The following is a 17,238-nucleotide window of genomic DNA, read 5'->3' on the forward strand; positions in this document are numbered from 1 at the left end:
GCCCTCACTCTCGGCTCAGTCGGTCGCCGGGATCACCTCGCCTTGTCATAGGCGCCGAGCCCGGGCTTGTAGCTCTTTTCGTCGATGAACTGGCGGATGCCTTCCTTGCGGCCGTCATTGTCGTAGGAATTGGCCGCTTCCTGCGCGCGCACCAGATAGTCCTCGGCATTGTCGTAGGTCATCTCGCCGACGCGGCGGATAGCATCCTTGGTCGCCTTCAGCGCCACCGGGTTTTTCTTCAGCAGGATGTTCGCCACCTCGGTAACTCGTGGCTTCAGCTCCGCCAGCGGCAGGCTTTCATTGACCAGCTTCCAGGCCGCCGCCTTCCTGCCGTCGATCAGCTCGCCGGTCAGCGCGTGATACATGGCGTCGCGCATCGACAGGAGATCGACCACCACCTTGGTGGCGCCGCCGCCGGGCAGGATGCCCCAGTTGATCTCCGACAGAGCGAATTGCGCCTCGTCGGCGGCGAAAGCGAGGTCGCAGGCAAACAGCGGGCCGTAGCCGCCGCCAAAGCACCAGCCATTGACCATGGCAATGGTCGGCTTGCGATACCAGCGCAGCCGCCGCCACCAGCCATAGGCCTCGCCTTGCGCCTTGCGGACGGCGCCCAGCCCCTTGGCCTCGGTTTCGCGAAAATACTCCTTGAGGTCCATGCCCGCCGACCACGCACTGCCCTCGCCCGACAGCACCAGAACACCGACATCGTCGCGGTATTCCAGCTGGTCGAGCACCTCCATCATGCGCCGGTTGAGCGCCGGGTTCATGCAATTTCGTTTTTCAGGCCGGTTGAAGCGCACCCAGGCGATGCCGTCCTCGATGTCGAAGGCAACGGTCTCTTCGGTCATGGCAACTCTCCTCCGGCTTGCGTTCCTGTGGCGGGGAGAAGAGTTGTGCTCTTCCCCTGCATCAATCGCTATGTGACATAGCTTTTAGAATTGCTATGTTGCATAGTCTTTTTTGCTTGACAAGAACCTTGGTCGCAGCGATCGGTTGCAGCATGGACGAGACATCGGACCGCAGCGGCAAGGTGGCTAGGGTGGCGCCTGAAGACAGGCTCGACGCACAGATCGGCTACAATCTGCGGCGCGCTTCGACCCTGGCGCTCAATGATTTCGCCGCCGAGATGGCCGATGCCTCACTGCGCCCGGTCACCTACGGGATGCTGGCGCTGATCGACGAACGGCCCGGCATCAGCGCCGGCGAGCTTTGCCGCCGGCTCGGCATGAAAAGCGCCAACATGGCGCCGCTGCTGGCCGAACTCGAGGAGCGCGGGCTGGTCGAGCGCAATGACCATGCGCAGGACAGGCGCGTGCAGGTGCTCGCTCTGACCAAGGCAGCCAAAGCCGCCATGCCGGCATGGCGGCTCAAAGTGCGCAACCACGAGGACCGGTTCCTGCAACGGCTGACGAAAAAAGATCGGGCAACACTGCTGCGGCTGTTACGGCTGATCTGGAGCGAGGACGGCGATTGAAAGGGAGGCCGGGGTGCTTCGGTGCTGATCGTAGCGATGATGGGCGCGGCGACGCCGAACACCACCTGAGGTTTACGCGAGACACCCCCCTCTGCCCTACCGGGCATCTCCCCTCAAGGGGCATAGGCGCTAAGATAGCTTTGGCATGGACTGAAATTTGCGCTTTCGTGGTGGTTCGCGCCAGCGATATCGCAAGGCATGGAGATTTTGGCGCAGGGCCGCCAAGGAAGGTTGAGTAAAGATGGTCGCGATCAGAGAGGCGACGATCTGGCGGGTGGCGCGCCACAGTAGCGGGCGCCCGTCGCTCAAGGGGGAGAGACACCCAACTCCTGCGAGAGGGGTTCGGTCACAAGCGCGATGAGGAAGTGTGCAAGGATCCAAGACCTTGCGATCCTTGGGTCTTTGGCGGGAGGAGAGCGCAGCCCGATCAGGCTCTTCAGGCGCTTGAAGGCGAGTTCGATGCGCCAGCGCATGCGGTAGAGCTTGAGGACCGTATCGGCGGGAAACTCCTCCCGGTCAAGCGAGGTCACAAGCAGGACGAAGCCGGCCGCAATCAGCGTCTGCGGTTGAACCTTGTTGCCCTTGGCCCTGGCTTCCTTGTTGATTTTGCGCCGCGCTTCTTGTGCCGCGGCCTCGGATTTGCGCAAGGCGATCAGGCGCATCTTCACAGGCTCGCCCTTCTTGAGTGCCAGCCGGGCAGGCGTTTCGCAGACTTCCTCCCGGCAGCTCTCCAGGTAGCCGATGAGATCGAACGCCCTGCCGTTGGCGTCGAGCCATCGCGCGTTTTTCCACGACGCGCGCACAACAACATCGCCGCCTTGCGCCATCACCTTGGCGATCCGCTCGGCCTGCAGATAGGCGCGGTCACCGATGCGGATCTCGCCCGCCACCACCGGCACGCGGTCGATCAACTCGGCCTCGCTCTGGTCGGTGATCTCGAGGAAGTCGAACTGCTCGCGCTCAAGCTCGAAGGCGCAGTGCATGCGCCAAAGACCATTGTTCTTCTTCTCATACGCACCGGCCTTGGCAACCGCTGTCGCATCGAGGATGCGGATCAGCCGGCCTTTGGCCAAACCTGCATCCTCGCGCTTCAAAAGGTGCCCAATCAACTGCTGCAGCCATGGTCCTGCATTGCGCAGCCGGCCGAGCAACGCCACGTCCGAAATGTCGGCAATCCCGCTCGCCGCCGCCCAGGCCACGACGCCCCGCATGCCAACCTTGCCAAGGCAGTAAGCCAGTGTCAGGCGCAACAGGTCGCTCGCCGACCTGACGCCGCGCGGGCGCAGGAACGCCTTCGTCTCGCGGGCACTTCCTGCGATCAACTCTTCGCCGCCCAGAAGCTCAATCGTCTCGGCCCAGCCGTCATCAACAAGCGATTCGTGTGTCATCGCAGCGTAGAATCACACCCGATTCCGCAAGGCAATACCTATCTTAGCGCCTATGCCTCAAGGGGGGAGATTGGACCTCACCTCTGCCTTCGCCAAATCTCCAACGTTGCGACGCCGTAGGCGCAGATGATCTCCCCTCTTGAGGGGGAGATGGCCGGCAGGCCAGAGGGGGGTGCGAAGGAACTCGGCATTGCCCAGGTTTGGCGCAACACTCTGCCAGCAGTCTTCACCGCGCCCGTTTCCTCTCCACCCTGCTCTTTGCTAGGCTCGCCCATCGGCAACCGGATCGCGAGAGCCATGATCGTCCAGACCTGCATCAACGGCGCGCGCGCCGCCGATTTTCACCCCACGCTGCCGCTCGATGCCGAGGCGATGGCGCGCGATGGGGCGGCTTCTATTGCCGCGGGCGCGGCCGAGTTGCATGTCCATGCGCGCGGAGCGGACCGCCGCGAAAGCCTTTCGCCGGCGGCGATGGACCCGACGATCGCAGCACTTCGCCGCGCATGCCCCGGTACGCTGATCGGCGTCTCCACCGGCGCCTGGATCGAGAACGACGACGTCAGCACGCTGGTCGCCATCGCCGCCTGGCGCGAACTGCCGGACTATGCCTCGGTCAATCTCAGCGAGGCGGCAGCACCCATCGTCATGGAAAGCCTGCGTCAGCGCGGCATCGGCATCGAAGCCGGTCTGGCTTCAGTCGCCGACGCCGAGCGTCTCGTCAGCCTCGACCATGGCGGGCGCGTGCTGCGCGTCCTGATCGAGATTTCCGAGCAGACGCTAGACGAGGCTTTTGCGGTCGCCGACGGCATCGAACAGGTCCTGGAGCGCGCCGGCATTCGCCGTGCCATCCTGCTGCATGGCGAGAACGCGACGGTGTGGCCGTTCGTGCGCCGTGCGGCGGATCGCAACTGGTCGACGCGCGTCGGGCTGGAGGATGGGAAGCATCTGCCGGATGGCACGGTTGCGGCCGGCAATGCCGCGCTGACGGCGGCAGCGGTGGCGATCTTCCAGGCCGGGCGATAGCGCATACAAGCAGCGCGCCAAGGCATCGCCGAGACGATGGCGATCGCAAGGCCCGGGCCGCGAAAGTCGGTGGAAGCTATTCAAATTTTATGTATTAATTAAACCGGCAGTTAATAGTCGCATCAACGGTCTCATCTATGTTAATATTCTCCCGCATCGGGGACTTTTTTAATGAACGTCATTCCGGATAATGATCACGCTGCGCCGCGTCGGATTCAACAATATACATCGATACAGACCCTGCGGGGGCTAGCAGCCCTTATGGTTGTTATCTATCATCTTCCGGCCGCACTAGGCGTGCTCGATTTGCCTATTCCCATTCTAAACAGCGGCGTCGACCTGTTTTTCGTCATCAGCGGTTTCGTCATGGTTCTCTCGACGGAGAACAGACATCGCGACCACCGTGCTTTTTTGATGCAGCGGTTCACGCGCGTCGTTCCGTTCTATTGGGTCATGACCTTCCTCATGGTCGCCGCACTTTGTCTGTTTGCCGGTCGTGGAGTGTCCTTTGAGCAGATTGCCAACAGCCTGCTTTTCGTGCCCTATCTCGATACGGCCACAGGCTATGTCCAGCCAGTGCTTGGCGTGGGTTGGACGCTCAATCTGGAAATCCTGTTTTACATTCTGTTCGCGGCGACTATGGGTTTTGGTGCGCTGACGCAAATGGCCACCATTGGAGTTGTCTTTGCAATCGCCGTAGCCGCACGCATTATCTTCAAACCCGCCGCCGACACTGTGCTGTTTTTCTATACCACGCCAATCCTGTTTGAGTTCCTTGCCGGCATGGCTGTCGGCCATCTGGTCGGCAGACTGGTGCGTTTGCCCGCTTTCCTGGGTGCCTCGGCTGTCGGGTTCGCTATTGTGTCCACACTGGTGATGGTACTTGGCTTCAACTTGCCGCGAACCCTTGCTCAAGGTATCCCGGCGCTGATCCTTGTCGCGGGTTGCATCAGCCTGGAGAGCTACTTCCGACTTTTTGCTCCTCGCGTGCTGGCAAGGCTGGGAGATGCTTCCTACTCTCTCTATCTGACCCATCCTATCGTGCTGCTCGCGATCGCTCCTGTCGTTGCAACCGCCAATGTGTCACCATGGCTTGCAGGCATAGCTATTGTCACCGCCTGCATCGCCGTGTCCCTGGCGAGTTATAGTTTTATTGAAAGGCCGCTTTTGGCCATGTCGCGAATGAGCCTCTCCGCTTATCAGGTGAAGGCGTGAGTTGCGGCTACGCCGCAACTCGGTCGGCCTGCTACGCGGGTGCGTTGCTCACTACGACCTCGCGTCGCGTTCAAGCGACCACGGCGGCGGCAAGATCGTCTTCGAACTCCGTCGCCTAGTGCTGTCGCGCACATCCTCGACTGCCTGTCGCCCCAAAATGCACAGCGGTTTTGGGACGACGACATGCATGAACAGAGACTTAAGCGCGTCGCAGGGGTCCCGTTCAAACGCGACGTGCTCAAGTGCAAAAAAAGCTGCCCCGTTTGGACCCGAAGCAGCTTAGTGTTTTATGCGTCAGGGCAATTTGGCAGTAGCTATTTTGCGATCAAATAGGCATCGTCCGTATAGATCTTGCCAACTCCACCATAGTGACCCACGCCAAACACAAATGACTGAGGTGTACCTGATCCGTCTGAATCCCGCCCGACCGGCCACGTTGCGTTTGACGATGATTGCCAAAACACCCCGTCCAGATACCAATCGATGCCCACCCCTTCATAGAGATCCGCGCGCAGCTGAAACCAACGGCCCTTCGGTGCGGGAACATCATTAGCCGGATTGTAGGTCCCGGCTGCCGCATTTTCCACATGCAGCAGCAGCAAATCCTCAGTCTGACTGTCGCGCAAGTTGACCCACCACGTTGGTTCCTGCGAGAAAGGCGATTGCTCGGTCACCTTGAACTGGAAGATATTCGTCCAGCCATTGGCCGCCTGGTAATTGGACGGAATGAAAAACCACGAGACATAGGTCCCATCGATCCCTGATGGCGACACGGCCTGGAGCGGACGTCCGAAAGCGTCGTTCTTGGCCAGGCCGCCTGGAAAGAGCCACTCTTTGTAGACTTTGGAATGGGGCTTTCCAGCATTGATGGCAGCCACCGTCGTTTCGAACTTTCCGAAGCTGTTGCCGCCGTGCGAGGATACATTCCCCGCGCCGGTCGAGACCAAGCCGCTGACAATTGCGTTCAGGTTGGGATCAGCTTCCGCGGGATCCTCCGCCTGAACGAAAGACCAGTCGGTATAGCACGAGGCTCCGGTGCAAGGCCCCTCCTCCCAGTCCGCACGCCAGTAGGGCGCATTCTGGGCATATGCGGCGCCAATTGGCACCATGGTAGCAGCAATGGTGCAGATTGCAGTTAGCACCAACAGATGAAAAATCTTCTTCATATCGATTCACCATTCCTTTCCATGAAATTCGAAGCACACCTCTTGCGCCGTTTGCTTTTTCGCCTTCGAACACAGCGCCCCGAACGGCGCTGTCCCGCCAGCCTCAAAGGCGGCGATGAACCTTCAAAGGTATGCTGAAAACAAAAAACCCGCCTCGGAAGGCGGGCTGGCGGCGCGAATCAGCACCTACCCCAAATTAGTAGCATAGCTGCTGGAACAAAACAAGAACAAATGAGGCAACCTCGACGAAACTAGCGATTTCCCTCTTGTGAGGAGATGTCCAGCAGGACAGAGGCCCCTGATCCTGTCTAGCCCGAACGCACACGGAAGGGACACAGAGGGATGACATAGCTCTTGCTGCTGTAAAAAATTCCCCATAAGGTATTTTTCATATCCGAAAGAAAATCCCATCGTTTCTTTCCCTTTATGAAAGCCTTGCCTTTTGCGTGAGCATCTCGATCAAACCGATCGACGGCTGGTAAAGCTGTTGTCGCAAGATGCCCAGCCCGGCATCAACCGGCTCGCCGAGACGATGGCGATCTCAGTGCCGACGGTGCGCTCAAGGTTGCGCAATCTGCTCGACCGCAACCTCTTGAAGATCGTCGGGCTGCTCAATCTGACCGAACGCCCCGAGCTGATCTCGGCCATTGTCGGCATCAACGCTCAGGGACGTGGCCGCGCCCGGGAACTGGCGCAGCGCATTGCCGAACTGCCTTTCGTCAACTCGGCCTCGGTGGTTACCGGGCGCTTCGACATCATCGTCGACGTGACCGTCGCCGGCGATGTCGCCGACCTCTACCGCATCACCAGCGAGCTGATTCCGGGCGCCGGCATTCCCGGGGAAGTCGTGCGCAGCGAAACCTTCGTCGTCATGGCTTCATGCAACAAATGGGTCAGCCTTCCCGAAGGCTGCTGGTCGGAAGAAACACCGTCGCGCAAGGAGCCGGCATGAGAATAGCTGTTCTCGGCGGCCTCGGCCTGCAGGGACGGGCGGCCATCGCCGATCTCGTCGCCAGCGCCGGCGTCGAGGAAGTCGTCTGCGTCGATACGTCGGCCGACGGCCCTGCCCGGCTTGCCGGCCTGACCGACCTTTCCCGCGTGCGTTTCGTCATGCCCGAGGGCGCGATCGGTCCGGCGCTTGCCACCGTGCTGGCGGATGTCGACGCCGCCATCGATCTGCTGCCGCAACCATTGATGCGTGAGGCGGTGCAGGCCGCGATCGCAACGCGCACACCGCTGGTCACTACCAATTACGGCAAGGCAATCGCCGACCTGGCGCCGGAGGCTGAACAGGCCGGCGTTTCGATCATGACCGAATGCGGGCTCGACCCCGGCATCGACCTCGTGCTCTACGCGCGCGCCGCAAAGCAGTTCTCTAGGATCTCCTCGATCGATTCCTATTGCGGCGGCATCCCCGAACCGAAGGCGATGGCCAAGCCGCTCTGCTACAAGGTGAGCTGGAATTTCGACATGGTTCTGGTCAGCCAGAACCGCGACAGCGTCATGATCGAGGATGGCAAGCGCGTCGAAGTGCCGGCCGGGCGGCAACACGACAATCCCTTCATCCACGAAATCGAGGTCGCGGGCCTTGGCCGACTGGAAGCTTTCCCCAATGGCGACGCGCTGCACTATGTCGAGATGCTGGCAGCCGCCAAGGGATTGCAACGCTCGGGCCGCTATACGCTGCGCTGGCCGGGATGGTCGGCGTTCTGGGCGCCGCTGAAGGAACTCGGCTTCCTCTCCGAAGACAAGGTGCCCGGCACCAGCGCCAGCCCGCGCGAATTTCTCGGCCGGCTGCTCGGCCCGCAACTGCAATATGGCGCCGACGAGAAAGACCTTTGCGTGATGCGCAATGTCTTTTCCGGTCTCGAAGGTGGTCGCGCCAAGACGGTGACATCGGACCTGATCATCGAACGCGACCTGGCATCAGGCCTGTTCGGCATGAGCCTCGGCGTCGGCTATCCCGCCAGCATCGTGGCGCAGATGCTGGCGCGGCGCGAGATCGCCACACCTGGCCTGCTCAACCCGCTGCTGCATGTGCCGGACGAACCCTTCTTCGGCGAGCTGGCGAGGCGTGGCATCAAGGTGACCGAAACGGTGGCCTGGGAGTGACGATTTTCGAACGGTGGCTGCCGCCGGCAAACGGCGCTGCCGCTCAAAAAACACCCAAAAGGGTGGAATAACAAAGTGGAACAACAACGATAACAGGAGGAATGCCAAATGAAGATTGCCAAGCTTTTCATCGCCGGACTTGCGCTTGCGGGTCTGACCGCTGCTGCCAGTGCCGGAACCCTCGACGAGATCACCAAGCGCGGCGAGCTGCGCGTCGCGGTGCAGACGCAGGGACCGCCCTTCTCGCTGGTTGGCGCCAATGGCGAACGCACCGGCAGTTCGGTCGAACTCGCCGAACTGATGGCCAAGGAAATGGGCGTCAAGATCACCTTCCTCGACTATGACTGGGACGGGCTGATCCCGGCGCTGCTTTCGGGCAAGGCCGACCTGCTCGTCGCCGACATGACGCCGACGCTGGCGCGCGGCATGAAGGTCGCCTTCACCACACCTTACATGTATACCGGCAGCACCGTCTTCACCAAGGCCGACAGCAAGTTCAAGACAACCGAGGACTGCAAGGCCAAGGGCACCAAGATCGCCGTGCTGTTGGGCGCCACCGGCGAAAAGGAAGCCAAGAACGCCTTCCCGGATGCCGACATCAAGAGCTACAAGGGCGGCGGCCCGCTGCTGCTCGACGCGGTCAACAACGGCCAGGCCGATTGCGGCGTCAACGACGTCTCGGCGGTCAAGGGTCAGTCGACAGCCTATCCCGCCGGCACCTTCACCATCATGCCGGACCTGTTGTCGAAGGAGCCGCTTGCCTTCGCCACCCGCTACGACGAGCCGGACCTGTTGATCTGGATGAACCTGTTCCTCAACCAGGTCAGCATCGACGGACGCCTGCAGAAGAACCTCGACTACTGGGTCAATTCCGACGCCTGGAAGAAGGATCACTAAGCAGAGGTAAGCAGGGAGTAGTGAGTAGGAAGTAGTGAATGGTGAATGGTGAATGGCCATTCCGGACGCCCTTCACTGCTCACCACTCACTACTCACTACTCACTACTGCCCATTACCATTCACAATTCACCGCCATGCTCGAAAATTTCAGCTTCCGCACCATCATCGAATATCTGCCTTTGTTCGGGCAGGGTCTGATCACGACCGTATGGCTGTCGGCGCTGTCCTTTGCGGGCGCGCTGGCCGTCGGCATCGTGCTCGCCGCCATGAACCTGCAGCGCGGCCAGCTGTTTCGCGTGCTGGCCAAGGGCTATATCGATGCCGTGCGCGCCACGCCGTTGCTGGCGCAGCTCTACTTCCTCTATTTCGGCCTGCCGCGTCTCGGCTTCGTCCTGCCCGAGCTGGTCGTCGGCATCATCGCTCTGTCGCTGAACAGCGGCGCCTATGTCGCGGAAATCATCCGCGCCGGCATCCTGTCGATCCCGCGCGGCCAGGTCGAGGCCGGCGTCGCTTCGGGCATGACCTATGTCCAGCGCATGCGCCTGGTCATCCTGCCGCAGGCGTTCAAGGTGACGATCCCGCCGCTGCTCGGCCAGGCGATCGTGCTGGTCAAGGATTCCGCGCTGTTGTCGCTGATCTCGGTTTCCGAACTGACGCGCGCCGGCCAGTTGCTGGCGTCCGACCGCTTCATGCCGGCCGAAGGTTTCATCACCATCGCCGCTTTCTATCTGCTGCTTTATTACGGCCTCAAAGGACTGGCGGGGCTGTCCAGTCGCTGGCTCGGTCTGCAGCCGGCAAGGAGCAGCACATGATCTGGCAACAGCTGCAAAGCCTGGCCGGCAGCTACCCCCTCGCCTTGCGCGGCCTCGGGATGACCGTGATGCTGTCGGCGATCAGCCTGGTGCTGGGCACGCTGCTTGGTTTCGGCCTCGGCATATTGCGCACCGGCGGCAACCGGCTGATCTCGAGCGTGATCGGCGCCTGGGTCGACCTGATCCGCGGCACGCCGTTCCTGGTGCAGATCTTCCTGATCTTCTTCATCCTGCCGGAATTCGGCATCGAGCTCGATGCCTTCACGGCCGGCATCATCGCGCTCACCAACCTCGCCGCGTGCTTCATCTGCGAGATCGTCGCCGCCGGCATCCGCTCGGTGCCGACCGGCCAGGTTGAGGCAGCTCTGGCGTCTGGCCTGTCGCGCTGGCAACGCATGCGCCAGGTGGTGCTGCCGCAGGCGATGCGCATCGTGCTGCCGCCGCTGGTCGGGCAATATGTACTCTTGATCAAGGATTCCTCCGTCGTCTCGGCGATCGGGCTGACCGACCTCACCCGCGTCGGCTGGCTTGTGGTGCAGCGTGTGCCCAACGGCCTGCTGGTCTTCTTCCTGGTCGGCGTCGGCTATTTCGTCGTCTGCTATCCGCTGATCATGCTCGCCCGCCGGCTGGAGCGCCGCATGGGCGCGGCGCATGGCGAGGTGCAGCTGTGACATCGAACCCAAAGGGCTGACCGCCATGACCAATCCAAGCCCGACCAAGACAAACCTGACCAAAACGGGCATGATCGACTTTCGCGGCGTCAACAAATGGTTCGGCTCGCTCAATGTGCTGAAGGACATCACGCTCAGCGTCGAGCCGCGCGAAGTGGTCGTCGTCTGCGGCCCAAGTGGTTCGGGCAAGTCGACGCTGATCCGCTGCATCAACGGCCTGGAAGCGATCAAGGATGGCGACCTCGTCGTCGACGGCCAGCGCCTCGGCGACCCCGCCACCAACATGACGCAGCTGCGCACCGAGATCGGCTTCGTCTTCCAGTCGTTCAACCTCTACCCGCACAAGACGGCGCTGGAAAACGTCACGCTGGCGCCGATCCATGTGCGCAAGATCCCCCGTGCCGAGGCCGAGCAGGCCGGGCGCGACTTGCTGGCCAAGGTCGGCCTCGCCGACAAGGTCAACGCCTACCCGTCACAGCTGTCCGGCGGCCAGCAGCAGCGTGTGGCCATCGCGCGCTGCCTCGGCATGCGGCCCAAGATCATGCTGTTCGACGAGCCGACCTCCGCGCTCGATCCCGAGATGATCTCCGAAGTGCTCGACGTCATGGTCGCGGTGGCCGAGGAAGGCATGACCATGATGGTGGTGACGCACGAAATGGGCTTTGCCCGCAAGGTGGCGCAGCGCGTGGTGTTCATGGACGCCGGCGCCATCGTCGAAAGCGGCACGCCGGAGGCGTTTTTCTCCGACCCGAAGACCGACCGCAGCCGGGCTTTTCTAAGCAAGATTCTAAGGCATTAGAGTTTAGCCAAAGCCGGTCGTCCGAAAGGCCGCGGGGCAGGAACTGTCGACGCACAGCGCCAAAAAAACGAGCCGCCGGTAGAGTGGATCGGCTACGTTTAGGTCTCCGGCTACGCCTCTGGGACCTTCCACGTGCCGTCCAGAACCTTCGCGCGTGGTCGATAGAGCCGTACCATCCAGTTCCAGCCGGGCCACCATCGGCTGTACGGTCAAGCCACCGGCGCCGCGCCGCGCCGCTCGAGCGCGGTCCTGCGGATGATTTCCGCGATCTCCGGGCTGCTGCTGCACAGCATCTGGAAATCCGCCGCGTGCAGCGACAGGAGTGAGACCGAAGTTGCGGCAGTGACGGTCGCCATACGCGGTTCGCCGCTGATCAGCGCCATCTCGCCGAAGAAGGCGCCAGGGCCAAGCTCCACCGGGTTCGGCGTCGCGACGCTGACGCGGCCCTCCACGACGAAGAACATCCGATCGCCGGTCTCGCCGCTGCGGCAGATCACGGCGCCCGCCGGCACCGTGCGGGGTCTTAACGCGCGCACGATCTCGACCAGCGTGGCCGGGCCAAGCTTCTGAAACAACGGAACGCCGGCAATCAATTGCCAATTGCGGACGAAATCCTCGCGACGGACTTCTTGATAAAAGCCGGAGGCAAGAATGCCGGCCCAGAGCCCGAAGATGCCGATGCCACACATCATGACAGCCCCGGCAAGGACGCGGCCGGCGAAGCTTTGCGGAATGTCGTCGCCGTAGCCGGTAGTGGACAGCGTGACCACCGCCCACCACATTGTCTCGGGGATGCTGCCGAACTTTTCCGGTTGGACGTCGCGCTCGATGACATAGGCCGCGAGTGCGACACCGAACAAAACCAGGCCGAAGACCGTGGTGACGCCGACCAGGTTGCGCGCTTCGTTGGCCAGAACCCTGCCAAGCAGCGGGAAGAAGGTCGAGTCGCGCAGCGGCTTCAGCAGCCAGACAGCACAGTAGAGGCTCCGGTCGGGCGTGCCGTCGAGCAGAAATGCGGCGACTGGAACCAAAACCGCGAGCACATCGATCGCGATTGCCGGCGTCCTGTCCCTGAGGTCTCCCGCCCAGCGCTTGAGCAGGGTCTCGGCCATCTGCAGAAGATAGGCGGCCCAAATGACAGCGAGCACGGCAGCCAGAGCCAGTCTGCTTCGTCCGGACATGTTCGGCATCGTGAGCGCAGCCACCGCCAGAAGCCCAGGCGCAGCGAGCACCGCATTTAGCGGTGCGTAGATTCTCAGAAAAGGCAGTACCGACATTCTATCCCACCAGCGGCCACTGTGCTCCAGAATAGAGGCCTCCCGGGCAAGCGCAAAGGGTGCTTTGCGATCGCAAGATCAGGTCACGCCAATGGCTTTCGGGCGCCGCTATCGGCGCTCCACGGTCGCACCGCAGGCGACGGATCAGCTCGGGAGCCGCCACATTCGCACGCGACCCGCACCGCGCAATTCCGTTTCCTCGAGTGGGTCGCAAGCAAATTTCGGTCCAAGCAGTTGGCAAGTTGCATCGGAAATACGGATTTCATCGGGCTCCGCGGACGTTTGAATACGTGAGGCGAGATTAACGGTCTCACCCCACAGGTCATAGGCGAACCGCCTCTTGCCTATGACGCCGGCGACGATCGGTCCTGAGTGAATTCCAATTCTCAGCCTTATCGGTTCTCCTGCGAAGCGTTCCCGCTTGACCGCCTTGCGCAGCTCAATCGCATAGCGCGTGAGGGCCTTTGCATGATCGGATCGCGCCGTGGGCAGGCCGGCGACCACCATCACACAATCGCCAATTGTCTTGATTTTTTCGCAGCCGTATCGCTCAGAGAGCCGATCCGCCGCCTTGAAGAAGTAGTTTAAAATAGCGAGCGTCGTCACCGCTCCGACGCTGCGCGCTCTTTCGGTAAAGCCGACGATGTCGGCAAAAAGCACACTCACCTCCGCATGGTTGTCGGCAATTTTCTTTTGCGCTTTCAACCGCTCCGCGATGGATGCCGGAAGAATGTTGAGGAGCAGGGTTTCGGCGCGCTGGTATTCACGCGCCAATCCCTCCTGGCTCTTTCTCAGTGCCTCGTTCGTCGATTGCAATTTTTCGTTGAGTTGACGCTCCCTCTCTTGCAGGAGCGTCATTTCATAGGCCTTCTGTTGAAGCCGCTGCCTGTTGTCTCGTTCGGCAGTGGCGTCCAGAAAAAGCAGCCACACGCACGCATTGTCAGCAAAAAAATGAAGGTCGGCGACACGCCCGCCGGGCAGTTCGATCATGTCCATGCGAAACGGAAGCTCCGGGCAAGGCAGCAAACCTTCCATGAATTCAAGCTGCCCCGCAACAGGCTTGCCGATGCGAAGCGATGACAGCCCGTAATGTTCAACATTACCGCCCTTGGCAGCTATGCAAAGCTCAGCGTCGATTTTCAGATAAGCGACAGCGTGCCCGTCGAAGAAGAAATTGAAAAACCAATTTCTGACTTCTTTTGGCAATTCATGCATGGTCTATTTGGTGACCATCAAGGCAAGTTGACGAAAGGCGTCATCGACCTGCTCGCCCGAAAGCGCACTTGTTAGATAGATTTGCCATCCACGTTGCCTCAACTCGTTGATCTCACCATCCGATATCGCCCACCGATCGGCCAGATCGGACTTGTTGAACAGCAATACGAACGGCATGGCGCCGAATTCGGCCTCGACCCGTTCGCGCAGCGTGAGTGCCACGGCAAGAGTAGCAGCGCGGGTTCCATCGACGACTAGCACGAGCCCGGTTGCACCGCGAACATAGCTGACGCGGAATGAGCCGATATCGTCCTCGCCGGCCAAATCCCACAAAATCAGATCCACGGTTTTGTCCGGGAGCGCGACGCTCTTCTTGTCGATTTTCACTCCAACGGTGGTCAAGTAGGTTTCTGAGAAGATGCTCTGCACAAACCTGCGGACCAGACTCGTCTTTCCGACAGCGAAACCGCCCAGCATGCAGATCTTTTTTTGCAACATGTTGGGCTCCGCTAGTCCAGGTTTACGGTAATCGAAACCCGGCGATTGGTGGAGCTACCGGTTAGACTGTTTTCAGGTACAGCCGGCTCAAAAGTGCCCGCGCCCCGAACCAGCAGCAATTCGGGAGCGACGCCCCGCTTGTTGAGAAGCGCACGAACTGTCTCGGCGCGGGCGGCGCTGATCGACGCGTTGGCCGTCTCACGGCCCGTGGTGTCCGAATGCCCGGTCAACATGAACCGCGCCGTTACGCCGGAATTGCGGGCACTCTGGGCGAATTCCTTTATTTGATCCGCCAACCTGTCGAGAACCGGCGTCTGCTCCGGTCCCGGCACAACCTTGCCGGAAGAGAAGAAAATATCGGTCGTCTGGATGGCCTGCCTCAAATGATTAAGTTCTGCAAGGTTCAGTTCACGCAGCTGCGAGACATCCAGAACCACTCCGTCCGCCGAAAGTTGTTCAGCGGCGGCCCGCGCGCGGTTGATCCAGCCGGCAGGAGCCTCACCCACGGCCACGATGCGACCCTGGATGATCGAGAGCTGAACGGTTTTCGGCGGGGACAGCGCCGCCGTCAGCCGCTTCACCACAAACTTCGGATCAAGGCTCTGATAGAATTGCCACTGTGCATGAACGCGGGCAGGATCAACGTCCGTTCCGGAGAGCAGGGCTTGCGGGTCGGCGGCAAGCGGGTCTCTCAAGCCGGAAATGTAGAAATGTCCGCCCCTCGCGCTTTGTTGGGCGACGATGATTCCCGATTGGGCCTCAAGTCGCGACACATAATACTGCCAGTGCTCCGCCGCGCGTGCTTCGGGGCTCACGTCACGAACCTTGGAGATGTCGAATTCGGGTCCGCCTGCCGAAAGCTGCCGGGCCGCTGCGCGCGCGCGATCGATCCAGGTGTCGGGAGCCTCACCCTCGGCAACGATGCGATCATCGACGATCGAAAGTCGTACTGTATCCGGCGGATACAGTGACGCCGTCAGCCGCTTCAGCACGAACTCCGGCTCAAGGCTCTGATAGAAATGCCACTGCGCATGAACCCGGGCGGGATCGACCTCTGTTCCCGACAACAGCGACTGCGGATCGGCGCCAAGCGGGTCTCGCAGGCCGGCAATATAGAATTGGCCGTCGCTTATCTTTTGGTCTGCAACGATGATGCCCGGCTGGGTCTCCAGTCGCGACACATAGGCGTGCCAGCGCTCCGCCTCGCGCACTTGGGGACTTACGTCACGAACCCCCGAGATATCGAAGACCGGCCCGCCTGCCGAAAGCTGCTGGGCCGCCGCGCGCGCCCGGCTGATCCAGGTGTCGGGAGCCTCACCCTCGGCGACGATGCGGCCATCGACAATCGAAAGTCGCACTGAATCCGGCGGAGCCAGCGACGCCGTCAGCCGCTTCAGCACGAACTCCGGCTCAAGGCTCTGATAGAATTGCCATTGCGAATGAACCCCGGCCGGATCGACTCCCGTGCCTGACAACAGCGACTGCGGGTCGACGGCAAGCGGGTCCCTCAGGCCGGCAATATAGAACTGGCCATCGCGTACCTGCTGTTCGGCAACGATGATGCCCGGCTGGGCCTCCACTCGCGACACGTAAGCCTGCCAGCGCGACACGTAAGCCTGCCAGCGCTGCGCTGACTGCCAGGAAAGAAAGTACCAACCGCCTGCCAGACTCAAAAGCAGCAGGGCAACGGCCGCCACCAGCCACGGAAATCCGTCGTTTGATTCCTCCTGCTTCAGCTCGACGCAGGTCTGCAACTGCGCCTCTACGCCGGCCAGCTGCGAACCGTCGCCGTCAAACTGCTCTAAGGCCTGTGAGCTTTCCTCATGGATGCGAAGCAACACATCGCGAACGATTTCATGCAATTCCTCCGGCGGATTTCCCCGGATCACCGAAACCAGGGTCGCAAACGGTCCAACTTCCGACCAGAGACGAAGCTCGCCGAAACGGATTGTGTCCAGGCCGCTCTGCTCTTTCTCGTTAAATGAGTCCTTTACAAAGTCCTGAATCGCACTGAGCATCGAAGAAATGAGCTGAGGATCTTCGCTCGTTGCATTGTGGGCCGTTACATGCGCTATCAAAAGGCCGGAATTCCGATGAATGAGAAACGCATGTTCCACACGGTAGACAAGGGAATGCTTCAGAACAACTGCCGAGAAGCTTGCCCCTGTTCTCCAGGCTTCAAGTCTCCACTTGAGCCCGTGCCAGGTGAATATGTGCCTTAGAGTTTCATTCAGCGACTGAAAGGTCTGGTCGATCTTTTCGCCGATCGACTTGCGAATTGCCGGCAGAAACACCGGGTACAATATGTCCGTCAGCGTGCGCGGGCTCTTCTGGATCGACCGTTGCACAGCCCGTTCGACAGCCGGCGCAAGCGCCTCGCCGAGTTGCGCGTAAGGCGCTCGTCCGGCAGCACTGGGAAGAACGTCGCCCACGGCCGCCGCAAGCTGCTCGGGTTCGTCGAGCAGATGCGTAACGCGTGAAAGCTCCGAGATTTCGCGGCTGACCAGCAACTGCCGCAGCGTTTCCATGCGCGGATCGGCGGTGGGAACCGCCTCGAACTGCGCACGGTAGTCCGGATCAACGTTCCGGGCAATTTCGATCAAAAGACGAGCCAGAGCCTCGCGATCAATCTCTGTATCGTTCGAGGCTGTTCTTTGCGGAAGGTTGAATGGGTCGACGGTGGACGTCAA

16 protein-coding genes are annotated in these 17,238 nt (G+C 61.1%); 9 read left to right on the forward strand and 7 right to left on the reverse strand.

Annotation, left to right across the window (positions count from 1 at the left end):
* Positions 1-32: 32 nt before the first annotated feature.
* Complete coding sequence (locus ACYG9R_RS01810; RefSeq protein ID WP_023701859.1) at positions 33-848, reverse strand: p-hydroxycinnamoyl CoA hydratase/lyase; 816 nt, start codon at positions 846-848, stop codon at positions 33-35.
* A gap of 152 nt (positions 849-1,000) precedes the next feature.
* Here ACYG9R_RS01810 and ACYG9R_RS01815 point away from each other — a divergent pair, with 152 nt between their 5' ends.
* Positions 1,001-1,474 carry a MarR family winged helix-turn-helix transcriptional regulator gene (locus ACYG9R_RS01815; RefSeq protein ID WP_031199558.1) on the forward strand — a complete coding sequence of 158 codons (474 nt, stop codon included), beginning with the start codon at positions 1,001-1,003 and terminating at the stop codon, positions 1,472-1,474.
* A gap of 305 nt (positions 1,475-1,779) precedes the next feature.
* On the opposite strand, the gene ACYG9R_RS01820 is transcribed toward ACYG9R_RS01815, so the two are convergent.
* Positions 1,780-2,862, reverse strand: a complete 1,083-nt coding sequence (locus ACYG9R_RS01820; RefSeq protein WP_460221803.1) for a transposase — start codon at positions 2,860-2,862, stop codon at positions 1,780-1,782.
* A 297-nt stretch (positions 2,863-3,159) separates the two neighbouring features.
* Between ACYG9R_RS01820 and ACYG9R_RS01825 the strand changes: the two genes are divergently transcribed.
* Entirely contained in the window at positions 3,160-3,885 is a 726-nt protein-coding gene (locus tag ACYG9R_RS01825; RefSeq protein ID WP_023824096.1) for a 3-keto-5-aminohexanoate cleavage protein, read from the forward strand.
* Positions 3,886-4,056: 171 nt separating this feature from the next.
* Positions 4,057-5,100 (forward strand): acyltransferase family protein, encoded by a 1,044-nt coding sequence (locus ACYG9R_RS01830; protein ID WP_081726871.1) that lies wholly within the window; start codon positions 4,057-4,059, stop codon positions 5,098-5,100.
* A 314-nt stretch (positions 5,101-5,414) separates the two neighbouring features.
* Here the strand turns inward: ACYG9R_RS01830 and ACYG9R_RS01835 are convergent, their stop codons facing one another.
* Positions 5,415-6,266, reverse strand: coding sequence for a hypothetical protein (locus ACYG9R_RS01835; protein ID WP_023727808.1), 852 nt, complete (start codon positions 6,264-6,266; stop codon positions 5,415-5,417).
* A gap of 442 nt (positions 6,267-6,708) precedes the next feature.
* Between ACYG9R_RS01835 and ACYG9R_RS01840 the strand changes: the two genes are divergently transcribed.
* From ACYG9R_RS01840 to ACYG9R_RS01865, 6 genes are all read left to right on the forward strand, one after another.
* Positions 6,709-7,218 carry an Lrp/AsnC family transcriptional regulator gene (locus ACYG9R_RS01840; protein ID WP_023670324.1) on the forward strand — a complete coding sequence of 170 codons (510 nt, stop codon included), beginning with the start codon at positions 6,709-6,711 and terminating at the stop codon, positions 7,216-7,218.
* On the forward strand, positions 7,215-8,378 hold the full coding sequence (locus tag ACYG9R_RS01845; protein WP_023824098.1) for a saccharopine dehydrogenase family protein: 1,164 nt from the start codon (positions 7,215-7,217) through the stop codon (positions 8,376-8,378). The genes ACYG9R_RS01840 and ACYG9R_RS01845 overlap by 4 nt, the downstream gene beginning before the upstream one ends.
* A gap of 108 nt (positions 8,379-8,486) precedes the next feature.
* The gene (locus ACYG9R_RS01850; RefSeq protein WP_023824099.1) at positions 8,487-9,275 is read left to right on the forward strand and encodes an ABC transporter substrate-binding protein; all 789 of its coding nucleotides are present in this window, start codon (positions 8,487-8,489) and stop codon (positions 9,273-9,275) included.
* Positions 9,276-9,410: 135 nt separating this feature from the next.
* On the forward strand, positions 9,411-10,088 hold the full coding sequence (locus tag ACYG9R_RS01855) for an amino acid ABC transporter permease (RefSeq protein ID WP_023693902.1): 678 nt from the start codon (positions 9,411-9,413) through the stop codon (positions 10,086-10,088).
* Positions 10,085-10,759 carry an amino acid ABC transporter permease gene (locus ACYG9R_RS01860; protein ID WP_023684787.1) on the forward strand — a complete coding sequence of 225 codons (675 nt, stop codon included), beginning with the start codon at positions 10,085-10,087 and terminating at the stop codon, positions 10,757-10,759. The genes ACYG9R_RS01855 and ACYG9R_RS01860 overlap by 4 nt, the downstream gene beginning before the upstream one ends.
* Positions 10,760-10,829: 70 nt before the next feature.
* Entirely contained in the window at positions 10,830-11,558 is a 729-nt protein-coding gene (locus ACYG9R_RS01865) for an amino acid ABC transporter ATP-binding protein (RefSeq protein WP_023670319.1), read from the forward strand.
* Positions 11,559-11,767: 209 nt separating this feature from the next.
* Here ACYG9R_RS01865 and ACYG9R_RS01870 read toward each other — a convergent pair whose 3' ends face one another.
* The 4 genes from ACYG9R_RS01870 to ACYG9R_RS01885 form a co-directional block, all read right to left on the reverse strand.
* Positions 11,768-12,835 (reverse strand): cyclic nucleotide-gated potassium channel, encoded by a 1,068-nt coding sequence (locus ACYG9R_RS01870; protein ID WP_023684786.1) that lies wholly within the window; start codon positions 12,833-12,835, stop codon positions 11,768-11,770.
* 144 nt (positions 12,836-12,979) lie between these two features.
* Entirely contained in the window at positions 12,980-14,050 is a 1,071-nt protein-coding gene (locus tag ACYG9R_RS01875) for an adenylate/guanylate cyclase domain-containing protein (RefSeq protein WP_023824100.1), read from the reverse strand.
* A 3-nt stretch (positions 14,051-14,053) separates the two neighbouring features.
* Positions 14,054-14,548, reverse strand: coding sequence for a Rab family GTPase (locus ACYG9R_RS01880; RefSeq protein ID WP_023670316.1), 495 nt, complete (start codon positions 14,546-14,548; stop codon positions 14,054-14,056).
* An 11-nt stretch (positions 14,549-14,559) separates the two neighbouring features.
* The gene (locus ACYG9R_RS01885; RefSeq protein ID WP_031199445.1) at positions 14,560-17,238 is read right to left on the reverse strand and encodes an OmpA family protein; all 2,679 of its coding nucleotides are present in this window, start codon (positions 17,236-17,238) and stop codon (positions 14,560-14,562) included.

The sequence above is a fragment of the Mesorhizobium sp. RSR565B genome (assembly GCF_054719465.1).

What these genes read in the sequence shown, in the direction of transcription:
- ACYG9R_RS01830 (WP_081726871.1), top strand. Translation starts at nt 4,057, where the DNA reads ATGAACGTCATTCCGGATAATGATCACGCTGCGCCGCGTCGGATTCAA.
- ACYG9R_RS01815 (WP_031199558.1), top strand. Translation starts at nt 1,001, where the DNA reads ATGGACGAGACATCGGACCGCAGCGGCAAGGTGGCTAGGGTGGCGCCT.
- ACYG9R_RS01850 (WP_023824099.1), top strand. Translation starts at nt 8,487, where the DNA reads ATGAAGATTGCCAAGCTTTTCATCGCCGGACTTGCGCTTGCGGGTCTG.
- ACYG9R_RS01875 (WP_023824100.1), bottom strand. Translation starts at nt 14,050, where the DNA reads ATGCATGAATTGCCAAAAGAAGTCAGAAATTGGTTTTTCAATTTCTTC.
- ACYG9R_RS01855 (WP_023693902.1), top strand. Translation starts at nt 9,411, where the DNA reads ATGCTCGAAAATTTCAGCTTCCGCACCATCATCGAATATCTGCCTTTG.
- ACYG9R_RS01860 (WP_023684787.1), top strand. Translation starts at nt 10,085, where the DNA reads ATGATCTGGCAACAGCTGCAAAGCCTGGCCGGCAGCTACCCCCTCGCC.
- ACYG9R_RS01870 (WP_023684786.1), bottom strand. Translation starts at nt 12,835, where the DNA reads ATGTCGGTACTGCCTTTTCTGAGAATCTACGCACCGCTAAATGCGGTG.
- ACYG9R_RS01820 (WP_460221803.1), bottom strand. Translation starts at nt 2,862, where the DNA reads ATGACACACGAATCGCTTGTTGATGACGGCTGGGCCGAGACGATTGAG.
- ACYG9R_RS01835 (WP_023727808.1), bottom strand. Translation starts at nt 6,266, where the DNA reads ATGAAGAAGATTTTTCATCTGTTGGTGCTAACTGCAATCTGCACCATT.
- ACYG9R_RS01865 (WP_023670319.1), top strand. Translation starts at nt 10,830, where the DNA reads ATGATCGACTTTCGCGGCGTCAACAAATGGTTCGGCTCGCTCAATGTG.
- ACYG9R_RS01810 (WP_023701859.1), bottom strand. Translation starts at nt 848, where the DNA reads ATGACCGAAGAGACCGTTGCCTTCGACATCGAGGACGGCATCGCCTGG.
- ACYG9R_RS01825 (WP_023824096.1), top strand. Translation starts at nt 3,160, where the DNA reads ATGATCGTCCAGACCTGCATCAACGGCGCGCGCGCCGCCGATTTTCAC.
- ACYG9R_RS01880 (WP_023670316.1), bottom strand. Translation starts at nt 14,548, where the DNA reads ATGTTGCAAAAAAAGATCTGCATGCTGGGCGGTTTCGCTGTCGGAAAG.
- ACYG9R_RS01845 (WP_023824098.1), top strand. Translation starts at nt 7,215, where the DNA reads ATGAGAATAGCTGTTCTCGGCGGCCTCGGCCTGCAGGGACGGGCGGCC.